The 16,422-nt window shown below is 72.1% G+C and carries 5 protein-coding genes; 1 reads left to right on the top strand and 4 read right to left on the bottom strand.

Annotated elements, in window-relative coordinates:
* Positions 1-84: 84 nt before the first annotated feature.
* A complete protein-coding gene (locus ACFRMN_RS09315; RefSeq protein ID WP_383015703.1) occupies positions 85-1,362 on the bottom strand; it encodes a PQQ-binding-like beta-propeller repeat protein in 1,278 nt (425 codons plus the stop codon).
* Positions 1,363-1,855: 493 nt separating this feature from the next.
* The gene (locus ACFRMN_RS09310) at positions 1,856-2,899 is read right to left on the bottom strand and encodes an NAD(P)-dependent alcohol dehydrogenase (RefSeq protein WP_383015700.1); all 1,044 of its coding nucleotides are present in this window, start codon (positions 2,897-2,899) and stop codon (positions 1,856-1,858) included.
* Positions 2,900-3,016: 117 nt separating this feature from the next.
* Here ACFRMN_RS09310 and ACFRMN_RS09305 point away from each other — a divergent pair, with 117 nt between their 5' ends.
* Complete coding sequence (locus tag ACFRMN_RS09305) at positions 3,017-3,940, top strand: helix-turn-helix domain-containing protein (RefSeq protein WP_383015697.1); 924 nt, start codon at positions 3,017-3,019, stop codon at positions 3,938-3,940.
* A gap of 339 nt (positions 3,941-4,279) precedes the next feature.
* On the opposite strand, the gene ACFRMN_RS09300 is transcribed toward ACFRMN_RS09305, so the two are convergent.
* Together ACFRMN_RS09300 and ACFRMN_RS09295 are read right to left on the bottom strand one after the other, a co-directional pair.
* Positions 4,280-5,038 carry a thioesterase II family protein gene (locus ACFRMN_RS09300; RefSeq protein ID WP_383015694.1) on the bottom strand — a complete coding sequence of 253 codons (759 nt, stop codon included), beginning with the start codon at positions 5,036-5,038 and terminating at the stop codon, positions 4,280-4,282.
* Between the two features lie 42 nt (positions 5,039-5,080).
* The gene (locus tag ACFRMN_RS09295; RefSeq protein ID WP_383015691.1) at positions 5,081-16,420 is read right to left on the bottom strand and encodes a type I polyketide synthase; all 11,340 of its coding nucleotides are present in this window, start codon (positions 16,418-16,420) and stop codon (positions 5,081-5,083) included.
* Between the last annotated feature and the right edge of the window lie 2 nt (positions 16,421-16,422).

Genomic DNA, 16,422 nt, shown 5'->3' with positions numbered 1-16,422 from the left:
GATTCGCCAGGACGCCGGGTCCTTCGGCCGAAGACCGACCAGTCCATGGCACCGGTCAACTGCCCCTTTTCGCCGGCTGCTTGCTTACTCTCTCCGGTAGCCGAGGGTCATGACGCTGCCCACGAGGTCCTTGAAATGATTCCCGCCGTCATGGAAGAACACCAGTCCGTCCCGGTAGTGAGCCGGATTCTTCATGTCATCGCTCACCAGCGAGGACTCCGCGTCCGCCCTGTCGAAGCCGAACGGCATCTGCATGAGCGTGGTCTGCTTTCCGGTCTCAGGATCGAGACGTAGCACCGTACTGCCCTTCGAGCCTCTGGACTTCATGTAGGCGATAGCACTCTCGCCTTCCGCGTGGATCGGAATCACGGTGCGCTTGTCCGGGGCAGCGGATGTCCACTTACGCTTCCCCGTCCGGATATCGAAGGCGGAAATCGCGTTGCCCTTGTAGAAGCTGTGGGGGTCACTCGCGATATAGATCGTATCGGCGGTTGTCGTGATGGCACCGCACACGCCGTTGTCCGCGTCGCAGCCGGACACGTAATCATCGCCGATGTCTATCGTCGCCTGCACCGTGCCGTCGGACGAAACCGTCAGGAGCCGGTCGGCGTCCAGGGCTTCTTCGTTCGTCCGCACGGCGAAGACGAGCGGGTCCGCCGAGACAATCCACGCTGAGACAATGCCTCCGGGGAGTGTGTACTTCCACGTCGCCTCCCCTGTTTCCGGACTGCGTCGTTCCACACGGAATTGAGGACCGCTCGCCGTGCTGCACCCGATCATGGTGAGGAGCTGCCGGCGTCCAAGGTGCTCCTCTCCCCCACAGCCTCGCGGCGGCGCGTCCCACAGGCGCTTCGCGGTGCTGATCCGGTAGCCGGCAGACCCGCCCGGCCACCCGGCGGCGGCTATGTCCTCCGAGATGGCGACGCTGAGTCCCAGCCCGAGGTAGGCATCCTGGGGAAGGGGGCGCTGCCACAGCTTCCTGCCCTCGGTGATGTCGACAACCGCGATCTGCGTGCACAGGCTTCGCGGCGCTTTTGCCGCCGCGAAGACGACAGCGACCTTTCCGTCATGGGTGACGTCACGTGAGGCTTGGCAGATATTTCCTGAGAGGGGGACTGTCCAGGCGGGCTTTCCGGTATCGGCGTGATAGGCCTTCAGCGCGTCGGGGGCACCTGACACGTAGTGGTCATCGGTCAGCCAACTCCCCTTCGCGGACACCATGTCGCCCTCGTCCACGGTGGGCGGTGGCACCCGGAACATTTCCGTCGCTTGGACAGTTCCCGGCGCCGAAGAAGCCGTCGGCTTGTCGCCGGACGGGGGCTGGGCTTCGTCCTGTGTGTCTCCGCCCTGATACAGCAGCACGGTAGCCCCGACGATGACGGCGAGCGCGACAAGTACGGACCCGATGATGAGCGGGCGCCGGTTTTTCCGGCCGCTTCCCGGAGGCGGCGCTGCCGGTGAATGCTGTGGTGGTGGACCGACAGGTGAAGACCCACCACCGTAAGGGTTCCCAAATGTGGGGGGATACTCCGGCGGACCGAACACACCTGTCGGCGGGGGGCCTTGAGCAGGCGGTGGCTGAGACATGAGCAGGCCTCTCGGTCGTTGAAACTCGGCTGCGACAGCGTATAGGGATGGTGTCGCGCCAAGAGTGCTGGGGCATCACGCCGTAAGGAAACCAGGGTAGTTACCCGCTGCTCACGCCAAAGGGCTGTCCCGTACTCCCCGGTGGGACGCGCGACGGCTGCGACGTAGCCGGTCATGGGCGAGCCCTCCTCGGGATCCGGTGGATAGGGATGATCCCGTCCGGAGCCCGGGGAGGGCGTCGATTACCCGCTCGGTAAAGCCACGCGGCTCAGATCGTCGCCGTGTCGATCACGAAGCGGTAGCGCACGTCCGAGTCGAGTACACGCTCGTACGCCTCGTTGATCCGGCTCGCCTCGATCAGCTCGATCTCGGCACCGAGGTCGTTCTCGGCACAGAAGTCAAGCATCTCCTGGGTCTCGGCGATGCCGCCGATCATCGAACCGGCGAGGGTCTTGTTGCCGCCGATCAAGGCGAACAGGTTCAGGGCGACGGGCTCCTCGGGGGCGCCCACGTTCACCAGGGCGCCGCCCGTCTTCAGCAGGCTCAGGTACGCGCCGAAGTCCAGAGGTGCCGACACCGTGGAGACGATGATGTCGAAGGTGCCGGTCAGGTTCTCGAAGGTGGCCGGGTCGCTGGTCGCGTAGTAGTGGTCGGCGCCCAGCTTCAGGCCGTCGTCCTTCTTGCGCAGCGACTGGGAGAGGACCGTGACCTCGGCACCAAGGGCGTGCGCGATCTTGACGGCCATGTGCCCGAGGCCGCCCAGGCCGACCACGGCGACCTTCTTGCCGGGGGCCGCGCCCCAGTGCTTGAGCGGGGAGTACGTGGTGATGCCGGCGCAGAGCAGCGGCGCGGCCACGTCCAGTGACAGCCCGTCCGGGATGCGGACGGTGAAGTTCTCGTCGACGACGACCTTCTGTGAGTAGCCACCGTAGGTGGGCTCGCCGTCGTGGCCGATGGCGTTGTACGTGCCGACGTTCCCGCGCACGCAGTGCTGCTCCTGCCCGGCCACGCAGTTCTCGCACTCGCGGCAGGAGTCGACCATGCAGCCGACGCCGACCCGGTCGCCGACCTTGAACTTCGTCACACCGGAGCCGGCCTCGGCGACGACGCCGGCGATCTCGTGACCGGGCACCATCGGGAAGATGGCCTCGCCCCAGCCCTCGCGGGCCTGGTGGATGTCGGAGTGGCAGATACCGGCGAATTTGATGTCGATGAGAACGTCGAACTCGCCGACCGTACGGCGCTCGATGGTGGTGCGCTCCAGCGGGGCCTTGGCGCTGGGGGCGGCGTATGCGGCAACAGTCGTGGTCATGGCTCCAGGCTGCCTCGTCACAGCGTATTCACCCAGGTCACCGCTTTGCGTACGTTCAGTGGTCCTACTACTGGCAGGGGCAGGCTCCCGGTCGTACGACCGGGAATACTGGGAGGCATGGACGACACCCCCGCTGCGGACAACGGACAGGCAGCCCTCCCCGACAGCCTCGACCGCCGGGCCGAGCTCAGCGAATTCCTGCGTACCCGGCGAGCTCGGCTCAAGCCGGAGGACGTCGAGATCCCCTCGCACGGGCGGCACAGGCGGGTGCCGGGACTGCGGCGCGAGGAGCTGGCCCAGCTGGCCGGGGTCTCGGTGGCGTACTACACACGCCTGGAGCAGGGCAACGGGCGCAATGTGTCGGCGGAAGTGCTCGACTCGATCGCGCGCGCCCTGCGCCTGACCGACACCGAGCACGCGCACCTCACCCACCTCGCCAAGCCGACGCAGCAGCGCAGGAAGTACCGGCCGCCCAAGCGGCAGCAGGTGCGGGTGGCGCTGCGGCAGCTGCTTGAGTCGATGGAGGGCGTGCCCGCGTACATCGGCGGGGCGCGCTCGGAGATCCTTGCCTGGAACCGAATGGCGGCGGCGTTGTTCGGCGACTGGGGCAAGCTGCCGCCCGCCGAGCGCAACTGGGCGCGGCTGGTCTTCCTCTCCCCCGACTACCGCGAGCTGTTCCTCGACTGGGACTCCAAAGCGGCCGACATGGTCAGCTATCTGCGGCTGTACGCGGGCCAGCACCCGCAGGACCCGGAGCTGTCGGCGCTCGTGGGTGAACTCTCCGTCAAGAGCGAGGAGTTCAGGCGGCTGTGGGCCACGCACGACGTGAAGGAGAAGGGCCACGGCGTGAAGCGGATGCGACATCCGCTGGTCGGTGACCTCACCCTCGCCTACGAGACGATGCATCTCCCGGACGACCACGAACAGTACCTGTGCGTGTACCACGCGGAGCCGGGCTCCGCGTCGGCGGAGGCTCTGCGCCTCCTCGCCAGCTGGGGCACGGACTCGGTCCCGGCGAGCAGCCGGACACCACACCACTGAAGCCCCGCCCCCCCCGCCACCTGGGCTGTCCTGCGATGCTCAGTCCCGCCGCCTGTCGGTCGGTCCCGACGTCTGTCGGCCGGTGCGTTCAGCAGCCGGTCCAGCTCGTTGCCTGCCGCGTCGTACCCGGCGTCGGATCCGTCGCAGCTCGCACAGGTCGCCGGACGCGGCCCCGCGTCGAGCGAGCAGGAACCCGGCGTGCGTGGATCCCTCGTCCAGCCCTCCGCTCAGCTCATCGAGGTCGCCGCTCGCGCCGGCGAGAGGGCTGGACGGCCTCCGCGTCCAGCCCTCCCCTCACCACTGCCTATCCGACGGCTACAGCGCCGCTCAGCCCACTGCCTATCCGACGGCTACAGCGCCGCTCAGCGCCTCGCGCACCACCGCGATCACCTCCGCCGCACGCGGGCTGAGGTAGAAGTGGCCCCCGCGGAACACCTGGAGGTGGAACGCGGCTGTCGTGTGGGCGCGCCACACGTCGGCTTCCGCGACCGTCGCCTTCGGGTCCTTGTCGCCCACCAGCGCGGTGATCGGGCAGTCGACGGTCGCCTCCACGGGACCGTACGTCTCGATGGCCCGGTAGTCGCTGCGGATGGCGGGCAGCACCATCCGCAGCAGTTCCTCGTCACCGAGTACCTGGGCGTCGGTGCCGCTCAGGGCCTTCATCTCGGCCACCAGCCCGTCGTCGTCCCGCTGGTGGACGGTCTCCACGCGCCGCGTCGACGGTGCGCGCCTGCCGGAGGCGAACAGCATCGCGGGTGTGTGGCCGCGACCGGCGAGTCTGCGCGCGACCTCGAACGCGACGACCGCGCCCATGCTGTGTCCGAAGAACACCACGGGCCGGTCGAACAGCGGCGCCACCACGGGCGCGATCCGGTCGGCCAGTACGCCGATGTCGTCCACTCCCGGCTCGGTCCGCCTGTCCTGGCGGCCGGGGTACTGGAGGGCCACCACGTCGCTGTCGTTCGCGAGCGCGGCCGAGACGGGGAAGTAGAAGCTCGCCGATCCGCCCGCGTGCGGGAAGCACACCAGCCGGACCGGGGCGGCCGGTGCGGGGTGGAATCCGCGGAGCCAGAGGTCGCTGCCATCGGCAACTGTCATGTTCTTCGTCCGTTCTGCTGTCGTTGTCGTGCTCAGAGGGGGTCAGAGGGTGGTGTCGCCCCGGCCGTCGCCCAGCCAGGCCCGCACGGCGAGCGCCGTCGACTCGGAGTGGTCTTCCATGATCGTGAAGTGGTCACCGGGGACGTCGGCGTCCTCGTGCGGGAGCGGCCACTTGGGCCGCCAGTCGTCCTCGGTCTCCAGTGCGGCCGACATCCCCGGCGGGAAGGTGGCGTGCACGTACAGAGTCGGCGCCTCGACCGGTTCGGGCTCCCAGTCGCTGAACACGGGCACGTAGCCGCCCTGCCCGGTCAGCTGAGCGCCGTTCATCAGCTCGAACGCCTTGCTGGTGGACAGACGCTCCCTCAGCGCCGCCTCCAGCCGGTCCTCGAACGAGGTCGTCGCGATGTGGGTGTCCAGCAGCACCACCGCCGCCGGTGCGCGGCCCTCCTGTTCGAGCAGCGCGGCGACGGCGTTGGCCAGCCAGCCGCCCGACGAGTAGCCGAGGAGCGCGAACGGCCGGTCGCCCGCCTGCCTCCTGACGGCCTCGGCCTGGAAGCGTACGACCGCGTCCCTGGTAGCGGGCAGCGCCTCCCCCGCCGCGAACCCGGGGTGAGGCAGCACGGTCACGTCCCGTTCGCCCGCGAACACGGGGGCGAACCGGGCGAAGTAGTGCGGGCCGGAGGGAGCCATCGTCGGCGGGAAGCACAGCAGCGGGGTTCCCGGCCCGGTCGCCAGCGTGATCGACGGCAGTGCGGGCACCTCGTCCGGTGACTCGAACACCGGCCGCACCCGCGCGGCCGCGGTCACCATATGCCACCCCTCCTCGTACAGCCCGAGGTCACATGACTGCCGGAACAGGCCGGTGAACGTGTCCTCGGCCGCCAGGGCGGTGGGCGCGGCAGGAGCGCCCACGGTCCCCGAAGCGAGTTCGCGCCGCAGGTACCCGGCGAGCGCCGGGCCGGTCGGCTGGTCGAAGACGACGGTGGTGGGCAGCCGCAGCCCGGTCGCGGTCGCGAGCCGGTTGCGCAGTTCCAGCGCGGTCAGGGAGTCCAAGCCGAGCTGGGTCAGGGAGCCGGAGACGTCGAGGTCGTCCGACGCGTAACCGAGCACGGCCGCCGCCTGGTCCCGTACGACCCGCAGCAGCTCCCGCTCCTGCTCCTCCTCCGTCAGCCCGGCCAGCCGCTGTGCCAACCGCTCCCCGCCCGCGCCGGCCACGCCCGCCGCCCTGGTGGCCCGCGGGCGCACGAGGCCGCGCAGCAGCGCGGGCACCTCATCGGGCGCGCCGCGCAAGGCGCCGACGTCGAGCCGCATCGGCACCACGACCGCGTCACCCGCCGCGCACCCGAGGTCGAACAGCGCGAGACCCTGCTCCTCGGTCAAGCCGGTGACACCGGCGCGGGACATCCGCGCCACGTCGGTCCCCGCCAGTCCGTCGGTCATCGCGCCGGTCGTCTCCCACAGGCCCCACGCCAGTGACGTGGCGGGCAGACCGGCTGCCCTGCGGTGGTGGGCGAGCGCGTCGAGGAACGTGTTGGCCGCCGCGTAGTTGCCCTGGCCGGGGCCACCGAGGATGCCCGCCACCGAGGAGAACAGCACGAACGCCGACAGCTTCAGGTCACGGGTCAGCTCGTGCAGGTGCCAGGCCGCGTCGACCTTCGGCCGGAACACCCGGTCGATCCGTTCAGGCGTCAGCGAGCCGATCACACCGTCGTCCAGCACTCCCGCCGAGTGCACCACGCCGGTCAGCGGGTGGTCCGAGTCCACCGTGGCCAGCAGTTCCGCCAGCGCACCGGGGTCGGTGACATCGCAGGCGGCGAGCGTGACGTGCGCACCGAGGTCGGCGAGTTCCGCGCGGAGGTCGTCGGCGCCGGGCGCGGCGGCGCCGCTGCGGCTGGCCAGCAGCAGGTGCCGGACGCCATGGCCGGTCACGAGGTGCCGGGCGACGAGGCCGCCTATCGTGCCGGTGGCGCCGGTCACCAGGACCGTGCCGCCGGGTGCGAACTCGACCGGGTGCTCCGCCGCGGACGGCCGGGACGGTGCGATGCGCGGCACCAGCGGGTCACCGGCGCGCACCGCCACCTGTGGCTCGGAACCGGCGAGGACGGCGGGCAGCACCGCCCAGGACGCGTCGTGCACGTCCACGTCGACCAACGCGAACCGGTCGGGGTTCTCGGACTGCGCCGACCGGATCAGGCCCCACACCGCCGCGTTGGCGACATTGGGCACGTCCTCGTCCGGCCCGGTAGCGACGGCCCAGCGGGTCACGAAGACGAGGCGGGAGTCGAGGAACCGGTCGTCGGCCAGCCACCCCTGGGCCATCCGCAGCGCGCGAAGGGCGGCGGTGCGGGCGGCGGAGACCGGCCCCGAGTCGTCCTCGACGCACGGGACGACGACCAGCCCCGGCACCCCGGCCTCGGCGAGGGCCGCGAGGTCGGCGTATTCCTCTACGGCCATGCCGGACACGGCGAGGCCCGCGCCGACCTTCAGGTCGTCCGGGCCAATAACAGCGCAACCGCGGGAGGGAGCGGGAGTGGCCGCACGGGTCTGTGCGGCCACCCACTCCAACCGGAACAGTGAATCGCGGTGGCGCGCACCCCATTGGTCCGCGGCGATCGGCCGCAGGACCAGGGATGCGACCGTCGCCAGGGGGTGTCCCTGTGCGTCGGTCAGCTCTAGGGAGACGGCGTCGGGCCCGGCCGGCGTGAGCCGTACCCGCGCCGCTGTCGCACCGGTCGTGTGCCACCGGACGCCGCTCCAGGAGAACGGCAGCCGGGGACGGCCGGCGTCCTCGACGAGGCCGCCGAGCGTGCAGGCGTGCAGCGCGGCGTCGAGCAGCGCCGGGTGGACCCCGAACGACGCGGCGTCCCGGCGCTGGGCCTCGTCCAACTCGATCTCGGCGTACACGGCGCCCTCGCCGCGCCACGCCGCCCGGAGGCCCTGGAAGGCGGGCCCGTATCCGAACCCGGCCCCCGCCAGCCCGTCGTAGAGGCCGTCGATGTCGACGGGTTCGGCTCCGGCGGGCGGCCACTCAGTGGTCGCGGCCGGGTGGGCGGGGGCTCCGGTGGTCAGGAAGCCGGTGGCGTGCCGGGTCCAGTCGGTGTCGGCGCTCCCGGACGACCCGGGGTCGTCCGGGCAGGAGTCGATACTCAACGCCCGGCGGCCGGAGCCGTCGTCGCCACCGACCGTCACCCGCAGTCGCACCCCGCCGCGTTCGGGCAGCGCCAGCGGCGCGGCCAGCGTCAGCTCCTCCACCTCGTCCAGGCCGAGCCTGCCGCCCGCGGCGAGCGCGAGTTCCGCGAAGGCCGTGCCTGGCAGGAGGGTCACCCGCGAGACGGCGTGGTCGGCGAGCCATGGGTGGGTGTCCATGCCCAATCTGCCGGTGCACACGAGACCCTGTCCATCGGCGAGGTCCACGGCGGCGCCGAGCAGCGGGTGGTCCGCGCCTGCCAGGCCGAGACCACCGGCCGCTTCGTCGAAGTGCTGGTCACGAGGTGCGTCCAGCCAGTAGCGCTTGCGCTGGAACGCGTACGTGGGGAGTGGGACCGAGCGCCCGCCGGGGAGCAGCGTCGTCCAGTCCACCCGCACGCCCCGCGTGCCCAGCCGCGCCACAGCGGAGATCAGCGCGGACTCCTCCGGACGATCGCCGCGCAGCGCCGGTACGAACGTCGCGTCGGGCGCCGACTCCTGGCCGAGCGCGGACAGCGTCCCGCCCGGCCCGACCTCCACGAACGTCGCCACACCCTCGGCCACCAGCGCTGCGACGGCGTCGGCGAACCGTACCGACTCCCGCACATGCCGCACCCAGTACTCCGGCGAACCCAACTCCTCGGCACTCGCCCGCGCACCGGTCAGCGTCGACACGATCGGAATCGTGGGCGCCTCGAACGACACGCCCTCCAGCACCCGGCGGAACTCGTCAAGCATCGGCTCCATCAACGGCGAGTGGAACGCGTGGCTGACGCGGAGCCCGGTCACCTTCCGCCCGCCCTCACGCCACAGCTCCGCCAACACCTCCACGTCGGCGGCAACACCGGAGACGACCACCGAGTTCGGGCCGTTGACCGCGGCAATTCCTACGGTGTCGGGCAAGCCTGGCACGACCTCGGCCTCGGACGCCTGGATCGCGACCATCGCACCGCCCTCGGGCAGCGCCTGCATCAGCCCTGCACGCGCCGACACCACCTTGGCGGCATCAGCCAATGACCACACGCCCGTGACGTAGGCCGCGGCCAGCTCACCGATGGAGTGCCCCGCCAGCATGTCGGGCCAGACACCCCACGACTCCAGCAGCCGGAACAGCGCGACCTCGACCGCGAACAACGCCGGCTGCGTCACCCCGGTCTCGTTCAGGGCATCGGCATCGTCACCGAACAGCACCTCGCGTACCGCCGGGTCGAACTCACCCAGCACCTCGTCCAACGCCTCGGCGAACACCGCGAATCGGGAGGCCAGTTCACGGCCCATACCGAGCCGCTGCGAACCCTGACCCGAGAACAGGAAACCCACACCACCCACGGCGACGGACCCTGTGACCAGGCCGGAGAAGGGCCGCCCCTCGGCCAGAGCGGTGAGCCCGCCCAGCAGTGCGTCGCGATCGTCGCCGATGACAACGGCCCGGTGGTCGAATGACGACCGCGTCGTCGCCAACGAGTGGCCGACATCCACCATTCCGGCCCCCGGCTCACCCGCGACGTGCGCCCGCAGCCGGATCGCCTGATCCCGTAACGCCTCCGCACTCCGCGCGGACAGCACCCACGGCACGACGCCGTCGACCGGCGCGGACGCCACGGCGGGAGCGGACTCTTCGGCTTCCGGCGCCTGCTCGATGATGGTGTGCGCGTTCGTCCCGCTCACACCGAACGACGACACGCCCGCCCGACGCGGCCGGCCCATCACCGTCCAGGGCCGGGCCTCCGTCAGCACGTCGACCGCGCCCGCTGACCAGTCCACATGCGGGGAGCGTTCGGAGACGTGCAGCGTCCGCGGCAGCACGCCGTGCCGCATCGCCATCACCATCTTGATCACACCCGCGACACCGGCCGCGGCCTGGGTGTGGCCGACGTTCGACTTCAGCGACCCGAGCCACAGCGGCTCGCCGTTGCGGTCCTGCCCGTAGGTGGCCAGCAGCGCCTGCGCCTCGATCGGGTCACCCAGCGTCGTACCGGTACCGTGCGCCTCCACCGCGTCCACCTCGGACGGTGCCAGGCCCGCGCTCGCCAACGCCTGGCGGATGACCCGCTGCTGGGAAGGCCCGTTCGGCGCGGTGAGACCGTTCGACGCGCCGTCCTGGTTGATCGCCGAACCCCGCACCACCGCAAGCACCTGGTGCCCGTTGCGGCGCGCGTCCGACAGCCGCTCCACCACCAGCATGCCGACGCCCTCACCCCAGCCGGTGCCGTCCGCGTCGGCGGAGAACGCCTTGCAGCGGCCGTCCGGGGCCAGGCCACGCTGCCTGCTGAACTCCACGAAGGCCGCCGGGCTGGACATCACCGTCACACCACCCGCGAGCGCCAGCGAGCACTCACCGGAGCGCAGCGCCTGAGCCGCCAGGTGCAGCGCGACGAGCGACGACGAGCACGCCGTGTCCACGGTCATCGCGGGGCCTTCGAGACCGAGCACGTAGGACACCCGGCCGGACGCGACACTACCCGAGCTGCCGAATCCGAGCTGGCCCTCGAAACCCTCCGGAGCACGCCGGAGCCGGGCGGCGTAGTCGTTGTACATCACTCCCGCGAACACACCGGTCGCGCTGCCCCGCAACGACTTCGGCTCGATCCCGGCCCGTTCCAGCGCCTCCCACGACGTCTCCAGCAGCAGCCGCTGCTGCGGGTCGACCGCCAGTGCCTCGCGCGGCGACATGCCGAAGAACGCCGGGTCGAACTCGGCGGCGTCGTAGAGGAAGCCGCCCCGTCGGACGCTGCTGGTGCCGGTGTGCTCGGGGTCCGGGTCGTAAAGCGTCTCCACGTCCCAGCCCCGGTCGTCCGGGAAGTCGGACACCGCGTCACGGCCCTCGGCGACCAGCCGCCACAGGTCCTCCGGCGAGCTCACCCCACCGGGGTAGCGACAGCTCATGCCGACGATCGCGATCGGCTCGTCCTCGGCGACGGTCGTGCGGGCGGTGGCCGTCCGCGCCTCGTCGCCGCCGAGCAGCGTGGAGCGCAGATGGCCCGCGAGCACCAGGGGCGTCGGGTAGTCGAAGACCAGCGTCGCGGGCAGGCGCAGGCCGGTGGCCGCGTCGAGCCGGTTGCGCAGCTCGACCGCCGTGAGCGAGTCGAATCCGAGTTCGCCGAACGCCCGCTCCGGTTCCACCTCGGCGGCGGACGCGTGGCCGAGCACGGCGGCGACGCATGTGCGCACGAGGTCGAGCAGCAGCGGCAGGCGCTCGTCCTCCGGGAGCGCCGATATTCGCGCGGCCAGGCTGCCGTCGGCCTTGGCGGCCTCGGGGCGCGCCGTGCGCACCAGCGCGCGCAGCAGTGCGGGGACGGCCTCGGGGCGCGCCCGCAGCGGCGCCAGGTCCAGCCGCATGGGCACGGCCACGGCCGACGGCAGCGCGATGGCGGCGTCGAACAGCCGCAGCCCCTCCTCGGCGGACAGCGCGGCGACACCGGCGCGCGAGAGGCGGCCGCGGTCGGTCGCGGCCAGTTCGTCGGTCATGCCGCTCGCGTCCGCCCACAGGCCCCATGCCAGCGATGTCGCGGGCAGGCCGGCGGCGCGGCGGTGCTGGGCGAGCGCGTCGAGATACGCGTTGGCCGCCGCGTAGTTGGCCTGGCCGGGATTGCCGAACGTGCCCGCGGCTGAGGAGAACAGCACGAACGCCGTCAGGTCCAGGTCGCGGGTCAGCTCATGCAGGTTCCACGCCGCGTCGACCTTCGGCCGGAACACGGTGTCGATCCGCTCCGGGGTGAGCGATTCGATCACACCGTCGTCCAGCACACCCGCCGCGTGTACGACGGCCGTTACGGGGTGCTCGGCCAGCAGCGCCACCACCGCGTCCCGCTCCGCCACATCACAGGCGACGGCGGTAACCTCGGCACCGAGACCACTCAACTCGTCGTACAGCGCGCCGACTTGGCCGCGCCTGCTCGCCAGCACCAGCCGCCGCACCCCGTGCCGCACCACCAGATGCCGCGCCACCAACCCACCGAGCATCCCGCTCGCACCGGTCACCAACACCGGACCCTCACCGAAGCCCGGCCCCTCCGACTCCACAGGACGCGCACGCACAAGCCTCGGCACAAACGATTCACCGGCCCGCACGGCCAGTTGGGGCTCGCCGGTCGCGACGGCGCTCGGCAGCGCGCGGAGCGAGGCCGCCGACCCGTCGACGTCGGCGAGCACGAACCGGCCGGGGTGCTCGGCCTGCGCCGCGCGCACGAGGCCCCACACCGGCGCGTCGGCCAGGTCGGGGACGTCCTCGTCGGGGCCCGCCGCGACCGCGCCGGTGGTGACGAACACCAGCCGCGCGGAGTCCAACCGGTCGTCGGAGAGCCAGGTCCGCACCAGCGCCAGCGCCCGGTGCGTGGCTTCGGCGGGGCCGTCGGCCGAGGGTACGGGGGCGAACACGAGGTCCGGCACCTCATCCTCCGCCAGCGCGGCCAGGTCCGGGTACGCGCGGGCCGGCTCGGAGGTCTCCGTCCGACCGAGCCCGGCCCCCAGGACCGCCCAGCGGGCCGAGGCCGAGGCGGCGGGCCGTACGGGCATCCAGTCGACCCGGAACAGCGAGTCCAGCCGGTCGCCGCCCAGTCCGTCCGCCGACAGGGGCCGCAGTGACAGTGCCTCGACCGAGGCGACGGGGGCGCCCGTGCCGTCGGTCAGCGCGATCGCGACGCCCGAGGCGCCCGCCGGGGACAGCCGCCCCCGCAGCGCGGACGCGCCGCTGCTGTGCAGCCGCACCCCGCGCCAGGAGTACGGGAGGTGCAGCCGCTCCGCGTCGGCGACGAAGCCGCCGAGTCCGATGGCGTGCAGCGCGGAGTCGAGCAGCGCGGGGTGCAGCCCGAAGGAGCCCGCGGTGTCCCCGTCGGGCAGTTCCACCTGGACGAACACCTCGTCACCCCGCCGCCACGCCGCGCGCAGGCCGCGGAACGCGGGCCCGTAGCCGAGTCCCGACGCGGCGAGGTCGTCGTAACGGCCCTCGATGTCGATCGGTTCGGCCCCCGCGGGCGGCCAGGCGCCCCCATCGGTGGCCGGGACCGCCTCACCCGCCGCGAGCGTGCCGAAGGCGTGCCGCGTCCACGGCTGATCGTCGGGTGCGTCGTCGGCCCGCGAGTAGGCGTTCAGCGCGCGGCGCCCCGACTCGTCCGGCGCCCCGATGGACACCTGGAGCCGCACCGCGCCGTCCTCCGGCAGGACCAGCGGCGCGGCCAGCGTCAGCTCCTCGACATGGTCGAGCCCGACCTGATCGCCCGCTCTGATCGCCAGCTCCACGAACGCGGCGCCCGGTACGAGGACCACGCCCCCCACGGTGTGGTCGGCCAGCCACGGGTGGGTGGGCAGGGAGAGCCTGCCGGTGAGCAGGGCGCCCTCCTCGTCGGCCAGTGTGACGGCGGCGCCCAGCAGTGGGTGGTCGGCGGGCCGCAGGCCCACCGAGGCCACATCCCACGCGTGCGCGCCCGCGTCCAGCCAGAAGCTGGTGCGCTGGAAGGGGTACGTGGGCAGATCGGTCCGCCGGGCGCCGCGTCCCGCGAACACCGCCTGCCAGTCGAGGGCGACGCCCCGCACATGCAGTGCGGAGACCGCCGAGGTGAGCGTGGCGCCCTCGGGACGGTTCGCACGCGCCCCGGCCACCAGCAGCGCGCCCTCGTCGGCGCAGTCGCGGCCCATCGCGGTCAGCACCGCGTCGGGGCCCAGCTCCAGGAAGTTCGTGACGCCCTGATCGCGCAGGCACCGTACGCCGTCGAGGAACCGCACCGCCTCGCGGACGTGGCGCACCCAGTGCTCCGGGTCGCGTGCCTGCGCCGGGGCCAGCACGGCGCCGGTCAGGGTGGACACGATCGGGATCGCCGGCGTCCCGTAGGTGATGGTCCGGGCGACGGCGCGGAAGTCCTCCAGCACGGCGTCCACGTGCGGCGAGTGGAACGCGTGACTGACCCGCAGGTACCGGGTCTTCCCGCCGCGCTCGCGCCACGCGCTGTCGATCACGGCCACCGCGTCGGCGTCGCCCGCGACCACCGTGGACTCGGGGCCGTTGACCGCCGCGATGTCCACCGCGCCGCCGTGCTCGGCGACCAGGCGGCGGACGGTGTCCTCGTCCGCGCGCAGCGACAGCATCACCCCGCCCTCGGGCAGCGCGCCCATCAGTCTGCCGCGGGCGGCGACCAGCGTGCACGCGTCGGCGAGGGAGAACACGCCCGACACGTGCGCGGCCGCCAGCTCCCCGATGGAGTGGCCCGCGAGGAACTGCGGGGCGAGGCCCCATGCCGTGACGAGGCGGAACAGCGCCACCTCGATCGCGAACAGCGCGGGCTGCGTGTACGTGGTCAGGTCGAGCAGGGCGGCGGCCTCGGTGCCGGGCTCGGCGAAGACCACGTCCCGCAGCGGCCGGTCCAGATGCGGGTCCAGGCCGGCGCAGACCTCGTCCAGCGCGTGCGCGAACACGGGGAACTCCCCGTACAGTTCGCGGCCCATGCCCACCCGCTGGCTGCCCTGTCCGCTGAACAGGAACGCGAGCTTGCCGCGGGTGCCCAGCGTGCCGCGCACCAGGTTCGCCGCCTCGCCGCCGGCTGCCAGGGCCTCCAGCCCGCGCAGCAGTTCCGCGCGGTCGGCGCCGACGACAGCGGCCCTGTGCTCCAGCGCGGTCCTGCTCACGGCGAGCGAGTAGCCGATGTCCGCCGCCGAAACGTCCCGACCGTCCAGGTGGGACAGGAGGGCGGCGGCGCGCTCGCGCAGCGCGGCGGGGTCGTTGCCGGACAGCACCCACGGCACCACGTCGGCCAGGACGGGGTCGACGGGCTCGCCCAGCTCATCGTCGGGGTCCTCGGCCGGAGCCTGTTCGAGGACGACGTGGGCGTTGGTGCCGCTGATACCGAACGACGACACCGCCGCCCTGTGCGGCCGGCCTGTCTCCGGCCACGGCCGCGCCTCGGTCAGCAGTTCCACGGCGTTCGCCGACCAGTCGACGTGCCGGGAGCGCTCACCGACGTGCAGGGTCCGCGGCAGCACACCGTGCCGCATCGCCATGACCATCTTGATCACTCCGGCGACCCCCGAAGCGGCCTGGGTGTGGCCGATGTTGGACTTCAGCGACCCGAGCCACAGCGGCTCACCGGTGCGGTCCTGTCCGTAGGTGGCCAGCAGTGCCTGAGCCTCGATCGGGTCACCGAGCGTGGTGCCGGTGCCGTGTGCCTCGACCGCGTCGACCTGGGCCGCGGTCAGTCCCGCACTGTCCAGCGCCTGCCGGATCACGCGCTGCTGCGACGGACCGTTGGGCGCGGTGAGGCCGTTCGACGCCCCGTCCTGGTTGACCGCCGAACCGCGTACGACCGCCAGCACCCGGTGGCCGTTGCGCCGGGCGTCGGACAGCCGCTCCAGCAGCACCATCCCGACGCCCTCGCCCCAGCCGGTGCCGTCGGCGCTGTCGGAGAACGACTTGCACCGGCCGTCCGCGGCGAGGCCGCGCTGCTTGCTGAAGCCGATGAACGTGTTCGGGGTCGCCATGACGGTGACACCGCCCGCGAGGGCTAGCGAGCACTCGCCCGACCGCAGCGCCTGGGCCGCCAGATGCAGCGTGACCAGGGAGGACGAGCAGGCGGTGTCCACCGTGACGGCGGGCCCCTCCAACGCGAACGTGTACGACACGCGGCCGGAGGCGACGCTGCCGAAGCTGCCGGTGCCGAGGAACCCGTCCAGCCCCTCCGGCACCGACCGCAGCCGCGACACGTAGTCGTGGTACATCACACCCGCGAACACGCCCGTTCTGCTGCCGCGCAGCGACGACGCGTCGATCCCGGCCCGCTCGAACGCCTCCCACGACGTCTCCAGCAGCAACCGCTGCTGCGGGTCCATCGCCAGCGCCTCGCGCGGCGAGATCCCGAACACACCGGGGTCGAACTCGGCCGCGTCGTGCAGGAATCCGCCCTCGGTGAGGAACACCCGGTCGGGGTCCTCGGGGTCGGACAGCTCGACGGCGCCCCAGCCCCGGTCGGTGGGGAAGGCCGTCACGCCGTCACGGCCGTTCGCGACCAGCTCCCACAGGTCCTCGGGGGAGGTCACGCCGCCGGGGTAGCGGCAGCTCATGCCGATGATCGCGATCGGCTCCTGCTCACCGTCCTCGACCTCGCGCAACCGCCGACGTGTCTCGCGCAGGTCAGCAGTGACCCGCTTCAGGAAGTAACGGAGCTTGTCCTCGTTGTCCATGCCGTCTCTACTCCAGGGAACGTCGAGCAAGT

It is taken from the genome of Streptomyces sp. NPDC056835, assembly GCF_042789485.1.
GTDB lineage: Bacteria > Actinomycetota > Actinomycetes > Streptomycetales > Streptomycetaceae > Streptomyces.
This window is presented reverse-complemented; position numbering and strand designations above follow the sequence as displayed.

What these genes read in the sequence shown, in the direction of transcription:
- ACFRMN_RS09310 (WP_383015700.1), bottom strand. Translation starts at nt 2,899, where the DNA reads ATGACCACGACTGTTGCCGCATACGCCGCCCCCAGCGCCAAGGCCCCG.
- ACFRMN_RS09305 (WP_383015697.1), top strand. Translation starts at nt 3,017, where the DNA reads ATGGACGACACCCCCGCTGCGGACAACGGACAGGCAGCCCTCCCCGAC.
- ACFRMN_RS09300 (WP_383015694.1), bottom strand. Translation starts at nt 5,038, where the DNA reads ATGACAGTTGCCGATGGCAGCGACCTCTGGCTCCGCGGATTCCACCCC.